The sequence below is a fragment of the Salipaludibacillus daqingensis genome, from assembly GCF_029891575.1.
Classification (GTDB): Bacteria; Bacillota; Bacilli; order Bacillales; family Salisediminibacteriaceae; genus Salipaludibacillus; species Salipaludibacillus daqingensis.
Window position 1 is genome coordinate 108,049 of sequence record NZ_JARZHF010000001.1, and the last position, 24,717, is coordinate 132,765.

General features: G+C 37.0%; 23 protein-coding genes and 1 pseudogene. 5 read left to right on the top strand and 19 right to left on the bottom strand.

The window, feature by feature from the left end:
* Positions 1-2 precede the first annotated feature (2 nt).
* The 7 genes from gabT to pgmB all read right to left on the bottom strand — a co-directional run bounded on the left by gabT (position 3) and on the right by pgmB (position 8,733).
* Positions 3-1,355 (bottom strand): 4-aminobutyrate--2-oxoglutarate transaminase, encoded by a 1,353-nt coding sequence (gene gabT / locus QDN89_RS00560; protein ID WP_280768132.1) that lies wholly within the window; start codon positions 1,353-1,355, stop codon positions 3-5.
* A complete protein-coding gene (locus QDN89_RS00565) occupies positions 1,352-2,635 on the bottom strand; it encodes a peptidase (protein WP_280768791.1) in 1,284 nt (427 codons plus the stop codon). Before QDN89_RS00565 ends, gabT begins: the two co-directional genes overlap by 4 nt.
* Positions 2,635-3,303 (bottom strand): 3-oxoacid CoA-transferase subunit B, encoded by a 669-nt coding sequence (locus tag QDN89_RS00570; protein WP_280768133.1) that lies wholly within the window; start codon positions 3,301-3,303, stop codon positions 2,635-2,637. The genes QDN89_RS00565 and QDN89_RS00570 overlap by 1 nt, the downstream gene beginning before the upstream one ends.
* Positions 3,282-3,977, bottom strand: a complete 696-nt coding sequence (locus tag QDN89_RS00575) for a CoA transferase subunit A (protein WP_280768792.1) — start codon at positions 3,975-3,977, stop codon at positions 3,282-3,284. The genes QDN89_RS00570 and QDN89_RS00575 overlap by 22 nt, the downstream gene beginning before the upstream one ends.
* Positions 3,978-3,985: 8 nt before the next feature.
* Positions 3,986-5,362 carry an aspartate aminotransferase family protein gene (locus QDN89_RS00580; RefSeq protein WP_280768134.1) on the bottom strand — a complete coding sequence of 459 codons (1,377 nt, stop codon included), beginning with the start codon at positions 5,360-5,362 and terminating at the stop codon, positions 3,986-3,988.
* A gap of 355 nt (positions 5,363-5,717) precedes the next feature.
* On the bottom strand, positions 5,718-8,021 hold the full coding sequence (locus tag QDN89_RS00585; protein WP_280768135.1) for a glycoside hydrolase family 65 protein: 2,304 nt from the start codon (positions 8,019-8,021) through the stop codon (positions 5,718-5,720).
* Positions 8,022-8,085: 64 nt separating this feature from the next.
* Positions 8,086-8,733 carry a beta-phosphoglucomutase gene (gene pgmB / locus QDN89_RS00590; protein WP_280768136.1) on the bottom strand — a complete coding sequence of 216 codons (648 nt, stop codon included), beginning with the start codon at positions 8,731-8,733 and terminating at the stop codon, positions 8,086-8,088.
* A gap of 359 nt (positions 8,734-9,092) precedes the next feature.
* On the opposite strand from pgmB, the gene QDN89_RS00595 reads away from it, so the two are divergent.
* Positions 9,093-9,260 (top strand): aspartyl-phosphate phosphatase Spo0E family protein, encoded by a 168-nt coding sequence (locus tag QDN89_RS00595; protein WP_280768137.1) that lies wholly within the window; start codon positions 9,093-9,095, stop codon positions 9,258-9,260.
* A 6-nt stretch (positions 9,261-9,266) separates the two neighbouring features.
* Here the strand turns inward: QDN89_RS00595 and QDN89_RS00600 are convergent, their stop codons facing one another.
* From QDN89_RS00600 to QDN89_RS00635, 8 genes are all read right to left on the bottom strand, one after another.
* Complete coding sequence (locus QDN89_RS00600; protein ID WP_280768138.1) at positions 9,267-11,066, bottom strand: S8 family peptidase; 1,800 nt, start codon at positions 11,064-11,066, stop codon at positions 9,267-9,269.
* Positions 11,067-11,360: 294 nt separating this feature from the next.
* Entirely contained in the window at positions 11,361-11,906 is a 546-nt protein-coding gene (locus QDN89_RS00605; protein WP_280768139.1) for a DUF420 domain-containing protein, read from the bottom strand.
* Positions 11,907-12,019: 113 nt separating this feature from the next.
* Complete coding sequence (locus QDN89_RS00610; RefSeq protein ID WP_280768140.1) at positions 12,020-13,288, bottom strand: L-lactate MFS transporter; 1,269 nt, start codon at positions 13,286-13,288, stop codon at positions 12,020-12,022.
* 287 nt (positions 13,289-13,575) lie between these two features.
* A complete protein-coding gene (locus QDN89_RS00615) occupies positions 13,576-13,746 on the bottom strand; it encodes a hypothetical protein (protein ID WP_280768141.1) in 171 nt (56 codons plus the stop codon).
* A 58-nt stretch (positions 13,747-13,804) separates the two neighbouring features.
* Positions 13,805-15,028, bottom strand: coding sequence for an MFS transporter (locus QDN89_RS00620; protein ID WP_280768142.1), 1,224 nt, complete (start codon positions 15,026-15,028; stop codon positions 13,805-13,807).
* Positions 15,029-15,261: 233 nt separating this feature from the next.
* The gene (locus QDN89_RS00625; RefSeq protein WP_280768143.1) at positions 15,262-15,702 is read right to left on the bottom strand and encodes a hypothetical protein; all 441 of its coding nucleotides are present in this window, start codon (positions 15,700-15,702) and stop codon (positions 15,262-15,264) included.
* 316 nt (positions 15,703-16,018) lie between these two features.
* Positions 16,019-17,812, bottom strand: a complete 1,794-nt coding sequence (locus QDN89_RS00630) for a S9 family peptidase (protein WP_280768144.1) — start codon at positions 17,810-17,812, stop codon at positions 16,019-16,021.
* A 14-nt stretch (positions 17,813-17,826) separates the two neighbouring features.
* Complete coding sequence (locus QDN89_RS00635) at positions 17,827-18,690, bottom strand: patatin-like phospholipase family protein (protein WP_280768145.1); 864 nt, start codon at positions 18,688-18,690, stop codon at positions 17,827-17,829.
* A 172-nt stretch (positions 18,691-18,862) separates the two neighbouring features.
* On the opposite strand from QDN89_RS00635, the pseudogene QDN89_RS21950 reads away from it, so the two are divergent.
* Both QDN89_RS21950 and fdhF read left to right on the top strand, forming a co-directional pair.
* Positions 18,863-19,024 (top strand): annotated as a pseudogene (locus tag QDN89_RS21950) (hypothetical protein); the annotation flags it as partial.
* A 3-nt stretch (positions 19,025-19,027) separates the two neighbouring features.
* Positions 19,028-20,917 carry a formate dehydrogenase subunit alpha gene (gene fdhF / locus QDN89_RS21955; protein WP_342394364.1) on the top strand — a complete coding sequence of 630 codons (1,890 nt, stop codon included), beginning with the start codon at positions 19,028-19,030 and terminating at the stop codon, positions 20,915-20,917.
* A 125-nt stretch (positions 20,918-21,042) separates the two neighbouring features.
* On the opposite strand, the gene QDN89_RS00650 is transcribed toward fdhF, so the two are convergent.
* Positions 21,043-21,891 carry a DegV family protein gene (locus QDN89_RS00650; protein ID WP_280768146.1) on the bottom strand — a complete coding sequence of 283 codons (849 nt, stop codon included), beginning with the start codon at positions 21,889-21,891 and terminating at the stop codon, positions 21,043-21,045.
* Positions 21,892-22,079: 188 nt separating this feature from the next.
* Between QDN89_RS00650 and QDN89_RS00655 the strand changes: the two genes are divergently transcribed.
* Together QDN89_RS00655 and QDN89_RS00660 are read left to right on the top strand one after the other, a co-directional pair.
* Entirely contained in the window at positions 22,080-22,730 is a 651-nt protein-coding gene (locus tag QDN89_RS00655) for a deoxynucleoside kinase (protein WP_280768147.1), read from the top strand.
* 18 nt (positions 22,731-22,748) lie between these two features.
* Positions 22,749-23,420 carry a deoxynucleoside kinase gene (locus tag QDN89_RS00660; RefSeq protein WP_280768149.1) on the top strand — a complete coding sequence of 224 codons (672 nt, stop codon included), beginning with the start codon at positions 22,749-22,751 and terminating at the stop codon, positions 23,418-23,420.
* A gap of 55 nt (positions 23,421-23,475) precedes the next feature.
* Here QDN89_RS00660 and QDN89_RS00665 read toward each other — a convergent pair whose 3' ends face one another.
* The 3 genes from QDN89_RS00665 to QDN89_RS00675 are packed head-to-tail and all read right to left on the bottom strand — an operon-like array spanning position 23,476 to position 24,707.
* Positions 23,476-24,033 carry a 4Fe-4S dicluster domain-containing protein gene (locus tag QDN89_RS00665; protein WP_280768150.1) on the bottom strand — a complete coding sequence of 186 codons (558 nt, stop codon included), beginning with the start codon at positions 24,031-24,033 and terminating at the stop codon, positions 23,476-23,478.
* Positions 24,030-24,290 (bottom strand): chaperone NapD, encoded by a 261-nt coding sequence (locus QDN89_RS00670; RefSeq protein WP_280768151.1) that lies wholly within the window; start codon positions 24,288-24,290, stop codon positions 24,030-24,032. The genes QDN89_RS00665 and QDN89_RS00670 overlap by 4 nt, the downstream gene beginning before the upstream one ends.
* Before the next feature lie 12 nt (positions 24,291-24,302).
* Positions 24,303-24,707, bottom strand: coding sequence for a nitrate reductase cytochrome c-type subunit (locus QDN89_RS00675; RefSeq protein WP_280768152.1), 405 nt, complete (start codon positions 24,705-24,707; stop codon positions 24,303-24,305).
* Between the last annotated feature and the right edge of the window lie 10 nt (positions 24,708-24,717).

Below are 24,717 nucleotides of genomic sequence, written 5' to 3' on the forward strand. Positions count from 1 at the left end.
CCTCACCTTCTTTTTGTACCATGATCTTCCATTACTGACTCCAGTATACCTAACCCGGCATGCAATTGTTCATCTGTAATCACAAGTGGCGAAAGGATTCGGATCACATTTCCATATAAGCCTGCTCCCATGATAAGCAATCCCCGTTTTATACAACCTTGAATCAACTGCTGCGTAAGTTGTTTATTAGGTTCTTTGGTCTCGCGATTTGTGACTAATTCCATCGCCATCATGGCACCTAAACCACGGACATCACCTATTTCTTCAAAGCGATCTTGCATCTTAAGGAAACGTTCTCGCACTTGTTTTCCAATTTGATTTGCTCTTTCTGGTAAATTTTCTTCAATCATCATGTCCATCACTTCATTAGCGGCGACACAACCTAACGGGCTGCCTCCGTATGTTCCACCGATTTCTCCGATACCGGGTGAATCCATGATTTCTGCTCTTCCTGTTACAGCGCTTATAGGTAGTCCTGCCGCGATTGATTTTGACATCGTCATCATATCAGGAATAATATCAAACTGCTCAGATGCAAATAATGTCCCTGTTCTACCAAAGCCTGATTGCACTTCATCCGCTATAAATAGAATTCCATGCTCATCGCAAATTTCCTTCACTTGTTTTATAAAACGTTTACTAGGTACGACAAATCCTCCTTCACCTTGAACAGGTTCCATGATCACAGCAGCAGTTTCATCAGCAGATACTTCAGATAAGAAAAATGTTTTTAAACGGCGAATACATTCATTATCAACTTCTTCATCTGTCATCCCATCAGGTTTGCGATAATAATACGGATAGCTCATTTTATAAGTATCCGCTACGAAAGGTCCAAACTGATATTTATAAGGTTTCACTTTACTTGTGAGGGACATAGCCATGTACGTCCTTCCATGAAATCCTCTTTCAAATGAAAGGATCGCTTTCCTTCCCGTAAATTTCCGCGCTATTTTCACAGCATTTTCTACTGCCTCTGCTCCACTGTTCAAAAAAAATGTTTTCTTGTGATGATCTCCTGGAGTATAGTGATTGAGTTTTTCAGCTAATTCTATATAAGATTCATACATCATCACATGAAAACACGGATGAAGGAATTTTTCGATTTGATCTTTCAACGCTTTCACTACTTTAGGTGGACAATGACCTGCATTTAAAGATCCAATTGCTCCAGCAAAGTCGATAAATTCTTGACCATCCACATCAGTAACTATCGCTCCATCTGCGTTTGCAGCAAATGTCTGAGCTGTGTTAAATGGTCCTTTAGGAATATGTTTATTCCGTCTATCTAATAATTTCTCTCCAACAGGCCCTGGAATCTGAAAAGCATTTTGCTGGTGTTTTATTTCTTTCATGCTTTCTCCTCCTCAACGTTACACCATTTTATTAACGTACCTGCAATGACTTCAGCACATTGGCGAACGTTTTTGATTTCAATGTATTCATTCGCTTGATGTGCCATTTTCGTAACTCCTGGACCGAATACAACCGAAGGAATATTTCCAACCGCCGTCAACAATCCACCATCCGTTCCCCAAGGAGCTGCTTCGATTTGTGGTGAATGACCAATCACTTGTTCAAACTGATCCGTAAGAATGTTCATAAAAGCATGGTCCGCATCGATGGATCCCGGTAACCATCTTGCACCATACCATTCTACATCGACAGGATGTTGTTTAAACCAGTCATCCGCGTCCTCTAATGTACGAATCGCTTCTTGAAATTCTGCTTGAACTTCTTTCACCGTTTCTTCATCAGAAAAGCCAATCCGTCCTTCGACTTTTACTAAATCAGGCACAGAAGATGGCCATCCACCACCTTCGATAACACCGACGTTTATTGGTAAAGGAATCGGGGCTTGGGAATAGAGAGGATCCGTAACCCTTGCATTTCGAATCTTTTCTAATTGTTCAAGGACAGTAAGTACTTTCTGCGTTTTTACGATCGCATTAACTCCTTCGTAACTCATCCCACCATGAGCTGATTTTCCTTTGATGAGTAACCTAAACCACATAGATCCTTGCTGTTTCGGAAATATTTTCATGTTTGTTGGTTCAGGGATCAAGGCGGCATCTGCTGTATAACCTTTTAAAATGGCCGCTAACGTTCCTGCACCTCCACTTTCTTCTTCTATAACACTATGAAAAACAACGTCACCCTTCATTGGAATCGCGAGAGATTTAATCGCTTGAAGGGCAAATAACATGGCAACATTGCCTCCCTTCATATCCGTTGCTCCTCTCCCATAAATACATCCCTCTTTCAATGACCCCGCAAAAGGGTTCTCATCCCAATCGGTGATATCGCCTTCTGGAACAACGTCCACGTGCCCGTTTAACACGATCGATTTTCCACCGCCCGTTCCTTTAAGGACACCAACAACATTCGGACTTCCTTCAAAGTTTTCTCGACTTGATATAAAAGCATCATGTTCCGTTAATTTAGTTCCACCCGGTTCCCACATATCCACTTTAAAGCCAAGGTTTTTAAGTGATTGAGCTACTTTTTTTTGAATCCCACTTTCGTTTAACTGAACAGATGGTTCTTGGATCATTTGTTGCAACTGCAAAATAAGTTCCTGTTCATGGTCCATCATCCACTTATTAATTTTTTTTACTTGTTCACCTTGATTTATCACAAACGATTCCCCTCTTTCACGAGCTTATCAATCCTAACAAAGGATGCCCCTGTATTTTCTTTTACTTCTTCAACAGAATATGGTTCAAACACTTCTTTTAGGACAAGCCCGTCTTTTTCTACTGCAACAACAGCCATGTCTGTGATAACAAGATGAACACACGCTTCTGCTGTTAACGGCAAGGAACATTGTTTTACGATTTTAGGCTTTCCGTCTTTTCCAACATGGTTCATTAAAATCACAACTTTTTTAGCTTTTTGAGCTAACTCTAACGCTCCACCCATTCCTGGTACTCGTTTACCTGGAACAATCCAATTGGCTAAATCCCCTCGTTCACTTACTTCTAAAGCCCCCATGATCGTCATATCTAACAACCCACGTCTAACGATAGCAAAAGCGACGCCACTATCGAAATAAGATGATCCAGGTGATGCTGTAATAGGAAAACCACCAGCGTTACAAAGATTTGGATTTTCTTTTCCTTCTTCTGGGCTTGGGCCCGTTCCTAATATTCCATTTTCAGCATGAAACATCACTGGTAAATCACGAACGTAATTAGCCACAAGAGTAGGAATTCCAATACCTAAATTAACAACCATGCCAGCTTCAATTTCTTGTGCTGCCCTTTCGGCAATTTTATGCCTTATTTCTTTTCCCATGCCCATGACCAATCAACCCCCTCACTTACTACGATATGATCAACAAAAACGCCTGATGTCACCACTTCTTCAGGATCTAATTCGCCTAGTGGAACAATTTCCTCCACTTCTGCAATCGTAATATTTCCAGCCATAGCCACAAGTGGATTCGTGTTTCTAGCGCTCGTATCGTAGATCAAGTTTCCAAATGAATCTGCTTTTTTAGCATAAACAATCGACACATCTGCCGTTAAACTTGGTTCAACCAAATATGTTTTCTCATTGATAACTACCGTTTGCTTATCTTTTTCTACAAATTCATTTCCTACGCCCACATCAACAAACACACCTCCAAGACCAACTCCACCAGCTCTTATTTTTTCTGCTAGCGTTCCTTGAGGAAAAAAGTGAACATCTAGTGTTCCCTCGGTCATTTGGCGACCCGCATTTGGATTGGAACCGATATGACTCGTGTATAAGGAAGCAACTTTTTTCTCACTTACTAATTGACCAATTCCTATATCAGGAAATCCAGCATCGTTACATATAACTGAAATGTCCTCAATCTGTTCTTCTAAAATGGTTCGTATTAACGTAGGTGGATTTCCTACTCCACCAAATCCCCCTACCATTAGCGACATCCCATTTTTGAATAAAGGTCTGATTTGATTCCACGTTTTATGTTTAGGTTGTTGTTTCATTGGTGTATTCATGAGACTCCTCCTCTCTCATCAAGTGATTGAAAATATCCTTGGAATTGAAGTTCCTCTTGCAATTCATGGACTGCCTCCTCAAAAATAAGAACAATTTTTTCTAACTGTTCCTTTTCAATCGTTAAAGGGGGAGCAATGAGAATGGCATCTCCTGCATTTCCTTCTATCCCTGCAGATGCTGGATACACGAGTAAACCTTTCTCCATGCATTTGTTAATCACCGTTTTTGATACATTAACTTCTGATGCAAAAGGAAGTTTGTTAAATATATTTGAAACGAATTCTATACCTACCATTAGCCCTAATCCTCTAACATCACCAATGATCGGATATTTTTGCTGAAGAGCCTGTAATTTCCCTATTAATATTTCACCCATAATTTCGGAACGTTTCACTAATTGATGTTTGTTGATATAATCTAACACTGCTAAACCAACTGCCGTAGACTGCGGATTACCACTATATGTGTGCCCACTCATAATTAGTTTTGATCCAGCTAAAATTGGTTTCATTACTTTATCGCTAATCATCGTTGCCGCTAGAGGTGCATATCCCCCCGTTAATCCTTTTCCTAATGCAATCATGTCAGGTACAACATTCCAATGATCGATGGCAAAAGATTTTCCTGTCCGTCCAATCCCACACATCACTTCATCCGCAATAAATAAAATCTCATGCCGATCACAAATCTCTCGAATTTTTTCGTAATACCCTGCAGGTGGAACAACAGCTGCACCGGCTGCTCCAATCACCGGTTCGGCAATAAATGCAGCAATCTGATCGGCACCTACTCTGTTTATTGCTGTCTCCAACTCTTGAGCACACATAAGCTGGCAGTCTGGATATGTTTGATGAAAAGGACACCTATAACAATATGGTGGATTAATGGACGGGAAATCCTGTAATAAAGAAGTAAACCGCTCCCTTCTACCTCTATGCCCAGACATAGAGAGAGCACCGAGTGTAATTCCGTGATAACTCATCCAACGAGACAACACTTTAATTTTCGAAGGTTTTCCCTTCTCTTGCCAATATTGTACCGCGACCTTTAGCGCCGTTTCCGTTGCTTCTGAACCACTATTAACGAAAAAGCTCCAATTTACATCACCTGGAGCCCATTCTTTCAAAGCGTGTGCTAATTTTTCTGCCGGTTCACTCGTAAATTGAGATCTATACACAAATGAAACCTTCTCCGCTTGCTCTTTCATAACATCAGCAATTTCTAGAACACCATGGCCAATACTTGCCGTTACGGCTCCAGATGAACCATCGATATATTCATTTCCATTTTTATCGTACAAATATATTCCTTTGCCATAATCGGCTACCGGATAATCTTGATCTAAAAAAGGCTTGATAAGATAACTATCCAACCTTATTCCTCCTTTCCACTATCCCCAATGTGAAAACGCTTACTATTAGTGTATTCCAAAGAAAGAAGTCTGACTATTCTCTATATAGCAAAAAATGTACGCCACTTTTTTATACATGATGTATAGTAAATAAATAATCGTCACACACAAATCGAAAAAGAAGAAAATAAACCTTCATTAGGTCATTTTCTTTAAACTCCATATAGCTAATCTTGCTTAAATACCAATTAGAAAAGCTTATCGCTCAGTCCTGATGAAAGCCTTCGTTTTTTTACTTTAGCCCTTTAACGGAGTTAAATTCTTAAAGTATAAAAAAAGTAGCCCCTAAATGACAGGAGCTACTTTTTTTATTATATTAATGTGTAACTGTAATATTTTCATTTCCTTTAAGCTGCATCTGTTCACCATGAATGACTATATCCACGGATAAATCTGTTTCATTTGTAACTGTAACTTCTTCTTGATCAACACGAACCATTAAACGAGCACCACGGAAAAGCACTTTAAATGAGAACGATGCCCATTGCCCTGGAATAAATGGATTTAATACAAGTTGGTCATTGGAAATTTTCATTCCGCCAAACCCTTGTACAACAGACATCCACGTTCCAGCCATGCTTGTCGTATGACAACCATCTTCTGTATCGTTATTATAATTGTCCAGATCTAAACGAGCTGTACGTAAATACATTTCATACGCTTTTTCCTTATATCCTAGTTCACAAGCTAAAATGGAGTGAACACAAGGTGACAAGGATGATTCATGAACTGTCATCGGCTCATAGAAATCGAAATTACGTTTTTTCGTCTCTATATCAAACTCGTGGTTTAAGAAATATAGTCCTTGAAGTACATCTGCTTGTTTAATAAAACATGAGCGCAAAATACGGTCCCAAGACCAATTTTGATTTAATGGGAGGTGTTTGGAATCCAAATCAGAAACAGGTAACAGCTCTTTATCTAAGAAATTATCTTGTTGAAGAAAAACGCCTAATTCTTTGTCTTCTGGATAATACATTTTATCGATAATATCGAGCCATTTCTTCATTTCTTCCTCTTTAAGATCAAGCTTATCTATCCATTTCTGATAGTTCTCACTGTCCGTATCTTTCAAATAGTCGAGTACGTAAAGAGTATATTCCAACGTCCAACTTGCAATACGGTTTGTGTACCAGTTGTTATGAACATTATTTTCATATTCATTCGGTCCTGTCACACCTAACATCATATAGACGCCTTTTTGAGGAACAAAGTTGACACGTTCTTCCCAAAAACGAGAAATTTCTGCAAGTACTTCGATTCCATATTCACCGAGGTAAGATTTATCTCCGGTATAATTAACGTAATTGTATATTCCATAAGCAATTGCGCCATTACGATGAATCTCTTCAAACGTAATTTCCCATTCATTGTGAGATTCTTCCCCGTTCATCGTAACCATTGGATATAATGCACCTTTTTCGAATCCTAGCTTTCGGGCATTTTCTTTCGCTTTTTCCAAGTGATTATATCGATAAATAAGTAAATTCCGTGGAATTCTTTCTTCTGCTGTCGCTAAGTAGAAAGGTAAACAATACGCTTCCGTATCCCAATACGTACTACCTCCGTATTTTTCACCAGTAAAACCTTTAGGACCAATGTTCAAACGAGCATCTTCCCCAGAGTATGTTTGATTTAACTGATAAATGTTAAAGCGAATTCCTTGTTGAGCTGCAACATCACCTTCAATGACGATGTCACTATAAAGCCACTTTTCTTTCCAAGCTGATGCTTGTTCTTGCTTCATTTGCTCGAATCCTTTTTCCACTGCCTTATCTAATTCTTTTGCAGAGATTTTTTCGAGCTGTTGTTCATCATGATCACGATTCGTGACGTTAGCAGCATATTTATAAATTGTCGTTGTTTCAGACTTAACGAGCGGAGCATTATAAGTAACCCCTGCATATTTCACTTCTTCTTTTCCAACACCTTCTAAGTCGAGTTTTTTCTCATTTTTATAAAAGTGAGTTTCCATCGTTGAACAATATTGAAAGTTTAATTTTTTTGTTTTTACGATAACAGAGGCACGATCTCTACTTAATGTTGTATGAACAGGGTCCCAAAATTTTTCATCATAGTTAGCATCTTCGTTTTTGATATCTCCATCTAGATAAGAGGTCACTTCTAATGTGCCATCAAAATTTAATGGTGTGATCGCATATTTAATTGCTCCGATCTCTTTATCCACAATACTAATAAAACGTGTCGCTTCTACTCGGATTTGTTTACCATCTCTCAGTTCTGCTTTAAATGAGCGTTGTAAATATCCTTCTCTCATATTAAGTTCTCTAACAAAATCACTAACCACTGCTTGATACAAATCGAGGTCTTCACCATCAATAACAATGTGTAATCCAATCCAATTTGTTGAGTTTAATACTTTCGCAAAGTATTCAGGATACCCGTTTTTCCACCAACCTACTCTCGTTTTATCAGGGTAATATACCCCTGCCATGTAACTCCCTTGAAGAGACGAACCAGAGTAAGTTTCTTCAAAATTTGCTCTTTGACCCATATGACCATTACCAATACTGAAAATACTTTCTGAAATTTCATGATTCTCAGGATTAAATCCTTCTTCAATAATGGACCACTCATGTTCTTTCAAGTACTGTTTCATTGTTATAGCCTCCATTCTTAATAATTCTATAAGTGCAATCGGTTGCATTAATGTTGAAAAAAAATCAAATTTCTAAACGTCCAAGTGTCATTTCTTCCATCGATTTAATGTAATCGTCAGCACCTTTTAAAACTCTGGAATCACCAACTCCAACAACATACATTCCTGCTGCTTTTCCAGCTTCAATCCCTGACTGTGCATCTTCAAAAACAACACAACTTTTAGCATTTACAGATAATTCTTTTGCTCCTAATAAAAATACTTCCGGATCTGGTTTAGCATTTGTAATAGAATTCCCATCTATAATCGCGTCAAATTTCTCAAACAAACCTATTTTTTTCAGTATTGTTGGAGCATTTTTACTAGCGGATCCTAATGCAAATGGAATATTATTGTTCTTTAGTTCATTTAAAAAGTGTTCCACGCCAGGTAAAATTTCAGTTTCATTCATGGTAGAAATTGAATCTACATATCGTTCATTTTTTTTAGCGGCTAGTTCTTTTTTTTCTGTTTCGCTTTTTTCTATTTGACCAATTTCGAGTAGGATATTTAATGAGTCCATCCTACTAACGCCTTTTAGACGCTCATTATCTTCTTCAGTAAAGGAAAACCCTAGTTCATTCGCTAGTTGTTTCCATGCTTGAAAATGATGTTTAGCAGTATCTACAATGACTCCATCTAAATCAAATAAGATGGCTTTTGGTGTTGCCATATATTCATCCTCCTTCACTTATGTTCCAATACTATTTTAGCCTAGCGTGCAAAAAAAGGAAAGCGTTTTTATGAAATAAATCACATTTCATAAAATTGTCGAATTTAACCAGTTATTACTCCTTGAAATCCCAACTTCACTACAAATACGAGACTTTCGTTGCACAAACCTTATTTCTAACTATCATTTCCAAAAAAAAAATGAAATAGTCACCATCCTTTATTCATAAAAATTAATTAATAGGTGTCGAATTTTAGCGTATGATAAGAACTTTTGACATTTTAAAGGGAAAGACTATCTATTCGTCGAATTTTGAATAATAATTAATCGAAATAGTCTTTTTTGAAGGGGCTGATTAAATGACTTATGCAACATGCATTGAATTGAAACGAAAAGAATTAGAAGAAGTAGTATATAAATATGGGTTATCTTCAGACCTTGCCTTAAAGAAATCAGAAGAACTTGACGAGTTAATTATTGAGTATCAAGATTCCCAATATCAAGTCCTCAACATGAATAAAAAGTAAACACACTTAATTCTCGCCCAATGCTTTTTTCGCATTAGCCATTCCAAAACCATAATAAATGTCATATCCTTTTGGTCCGAGATCTTCTGCGGTTAAACGTATGATTTCATATACATCTTCATTAGAAAGTTGAGGATCTTCCGAACGGATTAACGATGCTATTCCTGCCACATGAGGGGAAGACATCGATGTGCCGCTCATCATGACATACTCATCCCCTAAGAATGTACTTGGAATGTGTTCTCCAGGTGCTGTTACATCTGTGTGAGCTCCATAATTAGAATAAAAACTTCTCTCTTGATTTTCATTATTCGATCCTACTGCTAATACTTCTTTATATCCGGCAGGGTACATTGGCGTATCTACATTATCATTTCCTGTTGCTGCAATTAATACAACATCACGATTGTATGCGTATTTCACCGCTTCATGCATTACTTCTGAATTGTGCTCATCCCCTAAACTTAAATTAATAACTTTTGCACCATTATCTGTTGCCCAACGAATTCCTTTAGCTATTGAAAATGAATCACCCATCGCTTCATCATCTAATACTTTTACTGCAAGAATCGGATTGTCCCACGTAACCCCTGCGATTCCAGACTCATTGTTCGTTACAGCACCAAATATTCCAGCCACATGAGTGCCATGTCCATTATCATCATAATATGCTTCATTATCCTCAAAAGCATTGTATCCCTTCATAATTCTATCTTTCAAATCTCTATGTTCTGGATCGACTCCACTATCTATTATTGCTACCGGAACCTTTTGTTTTCCTCTCGTTTGATCCCATGCTTCTTCTAAGTGTAATTGCTTTAAATTCCATTGATAAAGATCATAAAATTCATCATTAGGTAAATTGGCTTGAGAGGAAAATTTTTCTTTTTTTCGAGTAGTCGTTTGCTTTTTAAATGTGAAGTTTGGTTCCATATATTTTATTGCTGGATCACCTTCCCATTCGACGATCATCTCATCAACGTCTCTCGTTAAATCCCGAACAACAACGGTCTGTTCCGTTTCGTCAATTACGAACACACCATGTTTTTTTGCCCATTTCTTTGCGTTTATACCTTCTTCTAAAACAACGATTACTTCCCCTTTTTTCGTTTCTTCTCTTTCTTTCATTTCAGGTTCAGAAGAAACATAAATAGACCAATCTAATTCTTGTACTTGTTTTGTTACAGTTTGATCGTCTATAGATGCTTCTTCTTCCGAAAAAGCCACATCCATATCAGAATCTCCAATGAAAAAGTTCCCATTATTATCAGAAATCGCAGCTAGTTCTTTCATGTAATTTTCAATAAAACTTAAATCAACTTCTGATAAAAATACGTTATCGCTATTTACTAATCCTATTAACATTTTTTTTGAACCATGAGAAGTATAAGGTTCAGAGTATTGCCAAGAGTCCGTTTCTTTTAACGTGTTTTTTTGTAGCTTATCTAATGCATCTTCAGGCATAGAGCCTTTTTCAAAAATCATGTTTTTAGATGGCATCTCATAAGCTGCAAAGCCATCAATATGATCATGATTTACTAACTCTTCTTTAAGTTTTTGAAGGTCATTTTCTTCTTTTGACAAAGATGTATCCCAGTCGCGCAAATCATGTTTAACTTGTTCCATAAATAATTCTATTGTCATTACAAAATCTTCTGCTAGCTGTTCACTAAATGCCATTTGACTTTCATAACTTTCTTGGTCTGGATAAGCCATTTTTTGTAAGTGTTCAGAACGAAACCATAATGCTATTACAACTATAAGTACTATACTACTTAATAATGCTAAACGATAAACGGATCTCATATCTCAACTCCCTTTCTCTATCAACATCCTGTTTATATGGTGTACAAATATATAACAAGATATGAGATATATTACTAAGGAAATTTAAAAGTTAATCGATTATTTACAAAATTAAAAGTCAAATTAAAATGTTCCTTAAATTATTCATAAAGGAACTAAAGATAAGAATGGAATTTAATAGCACTTTCACCCCTTTTTTGAATCAGATGACTCGCGTTTTCACTTATGATTTGATTATCATGTAAAAGAAAACCTTCAAAATCCTCTCAATATAGAGGGTTTTGAAGGTTTTCTCTAAAACGTATAGTATGGAGAAATCATGACGTAAACCAACACGCCTGTAGCACTCACATACAGCCATAATGGCATCGTCCATCGAACCCATTTACGGTGTGTACTTCTCATATCTTTAAAACCAGTAAAAAAACTCATTAAGGCCAATGGAACAATCGCTGCTGCCAAAATAATATGAGTAATCAAAATAAAATAATAAAAACCTACAATAACCCCTGTTCCACCATATGGGGTCGACTCAGCCATGAAATGAAACGTTACATAAGAAATAAGAAAAAAGCTAGTTGTCGTAAATGCTGCGTAAATAAATCGTTGGTGTAACGTAATATTACGCTTTAATATTGCAACCAATGCTAAAAGTAAAAACAAGAACGTAAAAGAATTTAATATCGCATTCATCAGAGGAAGTCGACTAATCCACGTAGGTAGATCACCGACATAACCAGGAATAAAAGATAGTAATACGATTAATAAATTTACGATAATTGTTATTGTTATGACAGTTTTTATATGATTTTCTACTATGACATTCCAAAGTGATTTCATTTTTTCGTTACCCCATTTACTTTCTTAATTCGTGACTTTAATATTATACAATGAATGACACAAACTTAAAAGAAAGAAAGCACTTCGCATTTAAGCGAAGTGCTTTTCGATGGTTATGCTAGCTGGGTTTTTTTAACATGGTTTAGTTGTTTTTCTTCTTTCACTTGCTTAATATTTTTAGTCATGTAAATCGATGTTGCAAATGCAACTACTAATAGAACGGCAAATATATAAAATGTTAAATTATAGCTTTCTGTCGTTGTTCTTACATAGGAAACAACCATTGGACCAACAACACCAGCCATTGACCAAGATGTTAGCAAGAGTCCGTGAATCGCTCCCAACTCTTTCGTACCAAACAAGTCACCAATGAAGGCCGGTAACGCGGCAAAACCTCCACCGTAAATTGATATTACTGCGAAAATCAACAATTGGAATATAATAACATTTGTAATATTTGGTAATATTAAAAACGCTATCAACTGAATGCCGAAGAAAATGGTATACACTTTTGCACGCCCAATATAGTCCGACGCTGACGCCCAAATAATTCTTCCTCCACCATTAAAGAGCCCCATAATCCCTACCATACTCGCTGCAGCGATTGCTGTCATACCAACTTTCTCCTGTGCCATTGGAGAGGCAACTGAAATCAACATGATCCCAACAGAAATATTGATGAACATCATAACCCATAACATCCAAAATCGTTTCGTTTTGATTGCTTCTTTAGCTGTTAATTGAGCAAGATCTTCTTTCACTGGTTGCTTCTGTTTTTGTTCTTTTTCCAACATTGCTTGAGGTTTCCAGTCTTTCGGTGGTCTTTCAATATATAATGCACCTGAAACCATCAAGATTAAGTATGTTGCTCCTAATATGAAAAATGTGGAAGAAATACCAACTAGTTCGATCAATTTAGCAGCTACTGGACTGGCTATCAATGCACCTGCCCCAAAGCCAAATACGGCCATTCCGGTTGCAAGACCCCGACGATCTGGAAACCATTTCACTAAAGTTGACACAGGAGAGATATAACCAAATCCTAACCCCATACCACCAATAGCTCCATAAAATAACAAAAATAAAATCAAAGATTCCATTGCAACTGCTGCACCAGCGCCTATTAAACCCGTTGAGAAAAAGGCCGCTGCTACCAATGCAGATTTTCTTGGTCCTTTCTTCTCTACGAACGGACCGAAAAATGCTGCAGACATTCCTAAGAAAAAAATCGCTATCGTAAAGGCCAATGCTACTTGAGTTTTTTCCCAACCTAACTGAGTTGCCAATGGATTTTGAAAAACGCTATATGCATAAGCCGATCCAATAGATAAATGAATCGCCACCGCAGATAAGGCTATTAACCAACGATTTTTAAGTTTCATAATTATTAACCACCTTCCAATAACATTTATGTCACCTTTGACTTTAAAGGATGATGGAAAGTAATTAAAGGACTTTGTTAAACTTTTCACAAATTAACCGTTTCTTTCTAACAAATTTGTGACAGATCTATTTTTAGACGCAAATGGCTATCATTCTATCTTTCTAAGAGCTTCAACTTTCTTCGTTGGAGATTTACTGCGTTTTGGCTCCTAGGTTGAAAAATCCGAGATGTTTTCTAAAAAGAACGATCTTTTGCAAGAAATGAAAAGCAAAAGATCGTTCTTTTTTACAATTTGGATGGCTTAACTTCGTTTACTTTTTCATTTCTTGAACTTTGTTCTAATTTATCTAACAGCAGGTTAACGTCTTTTTTATTTTCCTTTAGGCCAAAGATGCGACGTTTCTCCTTCCTTAGTATTCGGATTAGTAATTTTTTCTCTTTAGCAGTTAACACCATAGATTCATAACCCCTTTACATAAACTTCAGAAAAATACAGTTTTATATTTTATGCCCATTATGAGAAGTTTGCTAAACGCCTTTTTTCTAATGATTTTCTTTTATTTGCTTTCAACACAACATAAAACATCCAAGCTGCAATAAAAAATAAAAATGATGATACATAAAATACAGAAGTAATCCCCCACATACCAGCTACTACACCACCGGTTACGGGACCTAATACGTTCCCTAAAAACCTAAAACTTTGATTATAACCTAATACTTCCCCTTGCATGGATAAAGGCACAGCTAAACGAATATATGCAGTCACACAAGGAATAATCCCTCCAACAGCGACACCGAACATAAAACGTAATCCTATTAGTTGAAAAATATTTGTTACGAAAGCTTGTGGAATAAAAAATACGCCTGCCATGATTAAGCAGATTAATAGTATTTTTTCGTGACCTATTCGATCCCCTTGAATCCCCCAAAACCTCGTAGCAACTAAATTGCCTAGTCCAGTAACAGAAAAAGCTAACCCTGCTAGAAATGCAATATTTTCAGCAGCTATTAGTTGGCCAACATAAAGTGCCAACTGAGGTTGAATACTGAAATTTGCCGTTTGCACAACTAATGATATTATCATTACCATCACAAGCACACGATCAGCAGAGATGTGTTGAATAACTTCTTTCATTGTTTGCTTCGGCCTTATTTTCTCATCTTCTTTATTAATTTTCACTTCTTTGATACCAAATAGAACAAGTGTCGTTGCGATACTAATGACAGCACCTGTAATAAAAAAAGTATAGGTGAATCCTACAGAATCCGCTAATAAACCACCGATTAACGGTCCAAACAGTCCACCTGAAACGGTTCCCATTTGTAAAGTGCCGAGGACTTTCCCTGCAATTTCTTTTTTGGTTTGTGCGGATATTAGTGCCATGGAAGTAGGTATAAACCCGGTAACAACACCCATAAACATTCTCAGAAAAAATAATCCAGTTACTGATTCTACGTAACTCATTAGAAAAATGGAAATAGCAATTCCATAACCTGTGATTAATAATATCTTTTTACGACCGAATTTATCACCAAATCGCCCCCATAAAGGAGAGACAAAAAAGGCAATAAGAAACGTAATTCCAAATATGAAACCCGACCAACGTTGAACATACGAATCGGAGAAGGAGCCAAACGTTTCAATATAGATGGATAAAAAAGGCAGCACCATTGTCGCACTTGCTGCCACAAAAAAGTTTGCTATCCACATGATCAGCAAATTACGATTGCCCATTAGTTACCACAGTCACTTTCTTCCAATTATTTCGTTTCCCTAAATATAATTATACCGTAAATGAAGAAAATTTGAAAAGAGAGAGCATCCGCCCTCCCTTTTATTGAATTCAGCAATATTCATAAAAAATTGCAAGACACTTCCACGACTTCGCTTTCCTCTCGAGCATTTCATAGATTTTTACAACATCAACAACAAGTTTCAACAGAATCTCATTTTTACATAAAGTATTTTTAACTCAGCCATTTTTTTAGGATCACCGTAAAACCATATAAAATAAGCAAGATACCTACGATTAAAAATACAAGTTGCACAAAAACTTCATCTGTCATCCACCCTAACTGATGAAATACACCTTCAACCTGAAAGTAACCTGTAAAGCCAAAACTCGCCATGATTAACCCAGAAATAAAAAACAAAATAGGGAACGTAAGTGAATCATTTAAAGTCATCCCACCAGATACGTTAACCGTGTGATTTTTAGCTGAACTTTTCGAAATAGTATTTATCTGTTTACGCCTTTCTCTATCTTTTACATCTCTACTTAATAAAACGATAATAAGTACCGCAATCGTTAAAGAGATAACGAGATAAATGATAGACCTTGATATTAAACTAATAAAAGCAAAAAATAGTAGTACAATTAATATCCGATAACTTTTTCCTCGGTTCATTGCAAATCTCCTTATCATTACATTAAGGTCTCTCTATGTATGTTTGAAATATTCTTTCATCATTGTATCAGTTAAATCTATGTTGGAACAGATTATATTGATTGAATGCTACAAAGGTAGTTTTGTATATTCTTTCGCTTCGCTCGGGTGTTTGATGATGTTTCTGTTTGTGCACATAGCAAGTTAAACAAATTCCGCTTACCTTAATGTCACTATCTATCGCGAAAATCAGCTTAACTGATACAACACTTTCTTCCCCTCTCCTCATCAGTACCAAAATCCTCTTTAGACGAAGTCCAAAGAGGATAACCAACTATCATTTGTGTTTTTCTAAGAAATCTAAAATTTCTTCGTACACTTTAATCTCGTTTTTCTTTTTTGAAAAACCATGTCCTTCGTCGTTTAGAACAACATACTTCACGTCAGTCCCTTGTTTTTTCAACGCATCAACGATCTGGTCTGATTCTTCTTTCACTACTCTAGGGTCGTTTGCTCCTTGGACAACTAACATCGGTTTTGTCATCGTACTTAAATAAGTGATTGGTGAATCTTTCGTGAGGCGCTCCTTGTCTCGTTCAGGATCGCCAACCCAACGTTCCATAATTGGCTTCCAATGCTCTGGAACAGAGTTGATAAAAGTGAACAAATTCGAAACTCCAAAAATATCAACAACAGCTTTGAAATATTCAGGATGCCGACCTGCTAATAATAGCGTCATATAGCCACCGTAACTTCCTCCTAAAACGAATAGCTTATCACGGTCACATTTGCCGGAATGAAATAACCATTCAATTCCTTCCACACAATCAAGACGAGGTCCTTCTCCCCAATCTTGTTCGACCAACTTCACAAATGTGGCTCCATAACCAGTACTCCCACGGAAATTTGGTGCAAATATCGAGTAACCACGGTTTAAAATCGCTTGAAACATAGCACGAAATGATTTTCTTTCTGATGCTTGAGGTCCTCCATGAGGCCAAAAAACGACATAACCTTCATCGTTTTCAGGTTTTGCTTGAAACCATAACGCTTCAATCTCTTTTCCATCAAAACTTTTATAGGAAACTACTTCTGGATCAACCATGTCATTTTGAGTGACTCCGAGTACTCTATTTTCCGTTAACTGTTCCCATGTATCCTTTTGTTTTTGACGATAGATATTAAACGGTTGTGTCCCGCTTCTACCTAGAACGTAAACATTTCCGCTCTTTGAAATCGTTAGCTGATCTATTGTATCTGTTGGTAACGGAACTAGCTCTGGATCTGAGGAGAAAGAAGACCATTTATATAGTCGATCTTCGACACCTCTCTCCGTGACAGCAAATAACGTTTCGCTATCTTTGTGCCACTCGATTTCCGAAATGCTTTCGCCTTCGATCTTTAATGTATTCAACACTTTTTCATTCTTATAATCATAAACGACGGCATACGAATACTCTTCTCCTTGATTGGTCACATAAACAAGTTGCTCACCTGAAATAAAGGTTGCTCCTTCAAACGAGTGTACCTCATTTGGTGCAGAGCTTAATGGCGTAAGCTCACCAGTTTTCAAGTTTTTTACATAACCTACTTTAAATGTATTCGCATACATTTTTATAACGACCATGAACTGTTCGTCATCGGATACTGCGGTTACAAAATTCGGTCCACCTTCTCCTTCATGCAAAAGTGTGTGTGTTTGATTTTGTAAGTCATAAACGAATGTATTTAAACATTGGGGATTACCTTCACTCGTCCCATAAAACATTCGTTCGCCGTCTTCCGTTAAATCCACGAAAAAATATTTATCTTTCGCATCTTCTCCAATAAGCTTCTTCGGTTTACCACCTTCATAAGGTAACCCATAAATATGCACATTTTCATCGCCTTCATGATCAAATCCAGTTAATACAAAGCGATTTTTAGGATCTATTTTCAAAAAACTACTCGCTTGCTCAGAATGGGCAAATAAATAAGGATAGGGCTTATCAGGGTTCATCGCCCAAATGTTCATCGTTCCATTTAGATTTGATGTAAACAGTAATTTTGATTCGTCCTCGTTTAATGCAAAATTTGTGATGTTATACGTCTGAAAAAATTGTTCGACTGTTGGTTTCTCGAAAGATATCATTATCATTCCTCCATTTATTTCATTAGAAAACTAACCAATTCTTCATACTTTTCAGAAGCCTGCTTATATCCGTGTTCATAAAGAGCTTCCAGTCGATCTTTTTTACGTTCAAGTCTCGTCACATCTTGCAAATGATCAGGTCTAAAAACAAAGGCTTTTCCTTGTCTTTCAAGCTCAGCAACTTGTTCAAGCGCTTGATTGTAGACAATAGAGCGTTTTTTTACAATTTCGAGTAATCCTGGATAGTCTCGATACTTTCTATTGAAATACCACATCCCTCGTTTTGCCGGTTTTTTCAAATACCCTTCACATTGAGTGAGAACAATAATGTGCTTTTCATTTCCGAAGTCGAGCGAGTGGTTAATAGGAATAGGATCACTAAGTCCACCGTCTAATAACACTCTTTCATCATGTTCGACAACAGGTGCTACTAAAGGTAACGAGGAAGAAGCACGTAATATTTTATTCAATTGATCTCCTAGTTCTTGTTTTTCGTAATAGATGGTTTCACCAGTATGACAATCGGTTGTACCGACGTAAAAGTGTTGATTAGAATTAAAAAAGACGTTGTAATCAAATGGTATTTCACTGTTCGGGATTTGATTAAAAATCAAATCCATATTAAATAACTCTCCAGAACGGATGAGACGCTTCACTGATATGTATTCAGGATGATCAGCATACCCAATTGTAACAGCCTTGTTTCGTCCATATTGTCTCGAAATATAAGACGCTGCGTTACAAGCACCAGCAGAGACACCTACTACATAAGGGAAAGTGATGTTTTTCTCCAAGAAAAATTCTAAAACTCCTCCTGTATAAACTCCCCTCATGCCTCCTCCTTCAAGAACTAAACCTATTTTTTCCAAAACTCTCATCCTCCTTGCCTCATCTATATCTATTGTACCGAATGGCTATTCATTCCTCAAATACTTCTACCAATATTTTTAAAAAATGTTCATCGAATCTACACTTTAAAGAAAGTAAGCGCTAACAAATCTTTGGTAAAATAGAAGATGGGAACGGAATCAATTCAAGGGGGAGAAAACAATGTCTGAAAGGAAACAAGTCGAAACAACATGTGCTTATTGTGGAACAGGATGTGGCTTAATCGTGGAGGTCGAAGATGATCAAATTGTCCGCGTTAGGGGAAATAAGTCCGCTCCGGTTAATCAAGGTCAAACATGTATCAAAGGGGCGTTTGGGTATCATTATATTCATTCAAAAGATCGATTAACATCGCCATTAATCAAAGAAAACGGGCAATTCAGGGAATCTACCTGGGAAGAAGCCCTTCGTTATATTTCTGAAAAACTATCTACTATTAAAATGCAATTCGGTGGAGACGCTTTTTCTATGTTTGCTTGTGCTAGAGCAACAAACGAAGTCAATTATGTCACACAGAAATTTACTAGAGCTGTCATGGGGAGTAACAATATTGACGGCTGTAACCGAACCTGACACGCTCCGTCTGTCGCCGGTCTGGCGACTGTATTTGGTAACGGTTCACCAACAAGCTCAATCATGGACATTGATCGAGCAGATGTGCTTCTTTTAATAGGATCCAATACTACCGATGCACATCCGATAATTGCTAATCGTATGAAAAAAGCAGCTAAAAAGGGCCTTAAGATCATTGTGATTGATCCTCGTAAAATTAGCATGACAAAATCGGCTGTCAAACACTTGCCTTTAAATGTTGGATCAGATATTGCATTGATGAATGGTATGATGAACGTTATTATAGAAAACGATTGGTATAACGAAGAGTTTGTAAAAAATACTTCGTTGAACTTTGATGAGTTAAAAGATCATCTCTCTCATTATCCATTAGATACAGTGGAACAAATAACTGGAATCCCTCAAGAGGATATTGTTGAAGCGGCTAGACTATATGCTTCTGCAGATAGAGGGATGATCGCTTACACACTTGGAATAACTGAACATCATTGTGGTGTAAATAATGTTTTCGATATCGCAAACATGGCTCTTCTCACTGGACATATTGGTCGTGAAGGAACTGGAATCATGCCGCTCCGTGGTCAAAACAATGTTCAAGGCGCCGGAGATATGGGTTGTTTACCTAATCAGCTTCCTGGTGGAGTTCCATTGACGAATGACGAGCAGCGACTATCATTGGAAAAAACTTGGGGAGTACCGATTAACCCTCAAATTGGCCACACACAAACTGGAATGCTAGAAAAAATGGAAGAAGGAAAAATGAAAGGGCTATATATCATTGGTGAAAATCCAATTGTTGCAGATGTCCATAAAAATCATACGACAGAATTATTTAAGAAATTAGACTTTCTTGTTGTGCAAGATTTATTCATGACAGAAACAGCTGAACTTGCTGATGTTGTCCTACCTGCAAAAGGCTGGGCAGAAGTGGACGGAACGTATACGAATACCGATCGAAGAGTACAGAGAGTTAGAAAGGCTGTTCCTGCTCCTGGTCAGGCATTAGATGATTGGAAAATCCTCACTGATTTATCAACAATAATGGGTTATCCAATGAGCTATGAATCGTCTGAAGAAATATGGAATGAAGTTCGTGAAGTTGCGCCTAATTTATTTGGCGGCATGTCTTATGAACGCTTAGGGAATGAAATGAGTTTACAATACCCATGTCCCGATGAAAGTCACCCTGGAACTACTCTCATACACCAAGAATTCCATCACAACGGCCAAGGAAAAACAGCACCATTTACTCCTGTTCATTACACAGAACCCGTTGAAATGCCAGATGACGAGTATACATTTACATTAACGACCGGACGTCGTTATGAACCTTACAATACGCATACACAAACGAAATATTACCCTGACACGTTAAAAAGAAAACAACTTGAGGAAACGGTAGATATGCACCCTTTTGATGCAGATCGTTTGAACATCGAGGATGGCGAATATGTAAAAGTCTCCTCTCGAAGAGGTGAAGTTACCGTTAAAACAAAAGTGACAGAAGAAGTACAGCCTAACCTTGTATTTATGAGTTTTCATTTTCCAGAAGTCCCAACAAATGTGTTAACGATCAATGAGTTTGATCCAATTTCTGGAACAGCCGAATACAAAGCTTGTGCTGTAAAGATAGAAAAAATCTGACTATCACTTTATTATCTTATTTACCAAAGAAGGTTCATGACTTTTTAGTCATGAACCTTCTTTTTATTTTTTTGGTTCACAAAGTTTCCTAACCCCATCACATAGTAATAAGGCTACATTACCATTTATTCGTCAAAGTAATACATTAACGCTAGCGCCCCTGGTCCTGTATGCGTGCTCACAATTGGGGTTGTCTCAATTATAGAAATGTCTTCGAAACCTGACACTTCTTTAAGTGCCTTCTTCACTTGGTTCGCTAAATCATACGCTTCGACTTGAGCAATTCCTATCCCTTTCACTACTTTTCCAGAAGCTTCTTCTTCGAACTTGTTTTTCATATATTTAATCATTTGCAAATGTGTTCTCACTTTTGCAGCCGGTGTATAGACACCATCTTCCAACGATGCTATCGGTTTAATTTTCAATAGCGAACCTAAAAAGGCTCTGCCTCTACCAATACGCCCTCCTTTAACAAGGTATTCTAACGTATCAACCATAATATACAAGGAACTGTTTTTTCTTACTTTATCAAGACGATCGCAAATTTCTTTAACAGATTTTCCTTCTCTTGCCAAGTTGACTGCTTCTCTAACTTGAAAACCAAGAGCAACAGATATGAATCCAGAATCAATCACCGTTACATCACTGTCTGACATGTCTGAAGCAGTCTTCGCAGATGCGTATGTACCACTCATCCCATTTGTCATATGAATAGATAGAACAGGACTTCCATCTTTACCAAGTTCATCATAAACTTCCAAGAAAGAACCTGTTGATGGTTGAGAACTTTGCGGGACTTCCTTCGAATTTACTAGTAACTTAACAAACTCTGATGATGTGATATCAACACCGTCTAAATAAGAGTTTCCATCAACTGTAACGGAAAGTGGAACAATCGTGATTCCCAAGTCTTTTATCTCTTCTTTTGATAAATCTAGTGTAGAATCTGTTACAATTTTTACTTGTTTATCCACGTGAGCACCCCTTTATAATAAAACTTACTGCCTTAATTTTACTATAGTTAATTAGACTTGTTAAGTTTTGTCTTGGAAATTACCGATTTAATTCGTTATGATTCGTCATTATCTCTGTTTTTTGTGTTAAAATGTACGTTGCTATCATTCATTCGACAATTTTTATTTGAAAGGGGGGAGGTGATAAATTGAGCAATCAATTTGACGCTCCGTTTATTGCTATTGAGGGACCAATCGGTGTAGGAAAAACCTCTTTAGCAACGAAGCTATCTGAGCACTTCCAATATTATTTATTGAAAGAAATTGTAGATGAAAATCCTTTTCTGACAAAGTTTTACGAAGATATTGACGAGTGGAGCTTCCAAACAGAAATGTTTTTTCTTTGTAATAGATTTAAGCAATTAGAAGATACATATGATCAATACTTAAAAAAAGGCCACCCTGTGGTTAGTGATTATCATATATTTAAAAATCATTTATTTGCTAAACAAACGTTGAAAGATCAACATTTCAACAAGTATGATCGAATTTACAATATTTTAACCGACGATTTACCTACACCAAACATCATTATTTACCTTCATGCAAGTCTACCTACTTTAATGGATAGAATCAAACACCGTGGGAGAAGCATGGAACAATCGATGGATCCGAACTATTTAAAACAGCTCTCTGAAGATTATCATCAATTTATGAAAGATCATCAACGTGTATACTCTCATATACCTATCCTTGCATTTAATGGAGATGAAATGGACTTTGTTCAAAATGAAGGAGATTTCCAACGAATCCTCGATCAAATACAGTATGCATTATCACATAAACGATCGTTATTTTAACTTAATGGAGTGGCTTAAATGAAGAGAATTAATCATCAGTTACACTCACATTCACTTATCACCTTAGCTGGTACTGTGGGTGTTGGTAAATCAACATTAACAAATGTATTATCGGAAACATTAGGGTTTAAATCTGCCTTTGAAAAAGTCGATGGGAACCCGTATTTAGAAGATTATTATCGAGACTTTAAAACTTGGTCTTTTCACTTGCAAATGTATTTTTTAGCTGAAAGATTCAAGCAGCAAAAAAGAATGCACGAAGATGGATTAGGTTATGTTCAAGATAGAAGTATTTATGAAGACGTAGGAATCTTTGCGAAATTGCAATATGATCAAGGAAACATGACAGATCGGGATTATGAAACTTATCGATCGTTATTCGAAGCAATGGTGATGTCCCCCTACTTTCCAAAACCCGATGTATTAATATACATAGATGGATCGTTTGAAAGCATTATGCAACGGATAGATAGTCGTGGTAGAGAGATGGAGATTAATACTCCTGTCGCTTTTTGGGAAGACCTCTATAATCGCTACAAAACATGGATCTCCGAGTTTAATGAGTGTCCTGTTCTTCATTTAGATATCGACCATTATGATTGCCATGACCCTTCTTCAGTGAAAGAAATCGTTAGAGCTTTAGAAGAATTGCAAATGAATAATGATATAAGTTATTTAAAATTAGCATAATAAAAATACCGACAGACGTTCAATTCTGAACGATTCTGTCGGTATTTTGACATCATTAACCATTTGGATAAAACGAAAATGGACTGACACTTTGTATACAAGAATGAAAACAGGCTGCACAGCCATTGCATTGACTTTCGTCAAAATCTAATTTCCCTGTAGATGATATTGTTAATGCATTCTTCGGACACTCTCTTACGCAACCATCGCACATGACACCTTCATACGTTAAACATCTTTCAGAGTGAAACGTGACTTGAGAGATTTGTGGATTCTCTTCTTCCACTAATGCATCTGTTGGACATACTTCGGCACATTTGCCACAAGACGTGCACATATCTATTGAAAGATCTAAATATGGAGTGTAAGCATTGGTCGTTCCACTTGATTCATCCAACACCTTTATTATTTTTTGAGGACATGCAGATCGACAATCCCCACACCTTGTGCAAGTTGTTAGAAAAGACCATTCCCCTTGAGAACCTGGTGGTCTTATGACCGACGGATCTTGTTTCAATGTTGCACCAAGGAATTCCGTCATAAACCGAAAAGACGCACTCATGTTTTCTTTCAAGAACTGCCTACGGTTTACTTTATCCCTAACAATACTCATGTCATTTCCTTGTCCAGTTTTGTTAATTCATCTTCAAAGTTTGTATAAACTAAACATAGGTGACTTACTTCAGGAAACTTAGAGATAACATCTCCTGATCGATAGCTTTCATCCGTCGTCTCTTTTTCTAAGGTGATAATAACTTTTGTCTTTTCTACAATTCTATGAACTTCTACTCCAGACATTTTTCTTAATTTTTTTTCTAGTGAAGGTATATCCGCTTGATTAGCTTCTATAATAAAACTTGATATGACCATTTCTATCTCCTCCTACTCATCAACCTCTCGATTAAACGCTGGGTTTTCATCGTTTTGTTCACCATGGCATTGAATACAATACGTTCGGAAAACACCATTAGAAGGATCTCCGTCAATAAAGTGGTCATTAGGAAGAGGTTTAGCTCCCGTTCCTTCATTTTCATGACACGTCAAGCAACTACCTTCCTGTTGTTCAGCATTCCATCGGTCTATATGATCTTCTGGTTGTTGAGGGGGTGCTGATACAAGAACCATTGTTGCTGCATCTGTCGTTTCTTCAGATAATTGCGGTAACGTATATTCTTCTGTCTCCGAGTTATTATTATCGCCCTCATCATTGCATCCAACTATTACTGCACTTAGACTAATCATCAACAGCAAAATGAAATATAGTTTAAATCGACATAACTTTTTCACAAATTCTCCC

Excerpts from the sequence above, each read along its gene's own strand:
- QDN89_RS00595 (WP_280768137.1), top strand. The coding sequence starts at position 9,093 with ATGACTTATGCAACATGCATTGAATTGAAACGAAAAGAATTAGAAGAA.
- QDN89_RS00625 (WP_280768143.1), bottom strand. The coding sequence starts at position 15,702 with ATGAACCGAGGAAAAAGTTATCGGATATTAATTGTACTACTATTTTTT.
- QDN89_RS00660 (WP_280768149.1), top strand. The coding sequence starts at position 22,749 with ATGAAGAGAATTAATCATCAGTTACACTCACATTCACTTATCACCTTA.
- QDN89_RS00610 (WP_280768140.1), bottom strand. The coding sequence starts at position 13,288 with ATGAAACTTAAAAATCGTTGGTTAATAGCCTTATCTGCGGTGGCGATT.
- QDN89_RS00630 (WP_280768144.1), bottom strand. The coding sequence starts at position 17,812 with ATGATATCTTTCGAGAAACCAACAGTCGAACAATTTTTTCAGACGTAT.
- QDN89_RS00600 (WP_280768138.1), bottom strand. The coding sequence starts at position 11,066 with ATGAGATCCGTTTATCGTTTAGCATTATTAAGTAGTATAGTACTTATA.
- QDN89_RS00635 (WP_280768145.1), bottom strand. The coding sequence starts at position 18,690 with ATGAGAGTTTTGGAAAAAATAGGTTTAGTTCTTGAAGGAGGAGGCATG.
- pgmB (WP_280768136.1), bottom strand. The coding sequence starts at position 8,733 with ATGGCAACACCAAAAGCCATCTTATTTGATTTAGATGGAGTCATTGTA.
- QDN89_RS00665 (WP_280768150.1), bottom strand. The coding sequence starts at position 24,033 with ATGAGTATTGTTAGGGATAAAGTAAACCGTAGGCAGTTCTTGAAAGAA.
- QDN89_RS00575 (WP_280768792.1), bottom strand. The coding sequence starts at position 3,977 with ATGAAACAACAACCTAAACATAAAACGTGGAATCAAATCAGACCTTTA.
- QDN89_RS00570 (WP_280768133.1), bottom strand. The coding sequence starts at position 3,303 with ATGGGCATGGGAAAAGAAATAAGGCATAAAATTGCCGAAAGGGCAGCA.
- QDN89_RS00620 (WP_280768142.1), bottom strand. The coding sequence starts at position 15,028 with ATGGGCAATCGTAATTTGCTGATCATGTGGATAGCAAACTTTTTTGTG.
- QDN89_RS00605 (WP_280768139.1), bottom strand. The coding sequence starts at position 11,906 with ATGAAATCACTTTGGAATGTCATAGTAGAAAATCATATAAAAACTGTC.
- QDN89_RS00615 (WP_280768141.1), bottom strand. The coding sequence starts at position 13,746 with ATGGTGTTAACTGCTAAAGAGAAAAAATTACTAATCCGAATACTAAGG.
- QDN89_RS00585 (WP_280768135.1), bottom strand. The coding sequence starts at position 8,021 with ATGAAACAGTACTTGAAAGAACATGAGTGGTCCATTATTGAAGAAGGA.
- gabT (WP_280768132.1), bottom strand. The coding sequence starts at position 1,355 with ATGAAAGAAATAAAACACCAGCAAAATGCTTTTCAGATTCCAGGGCCT.
- QDN89_RS00670 (WP_280768151.1), bottom strand. The coding sequence starts at position 24,290 with ATGGTCATATCAAGTTTTATTATAGAAGCTAATCAAGCGGATATACCT.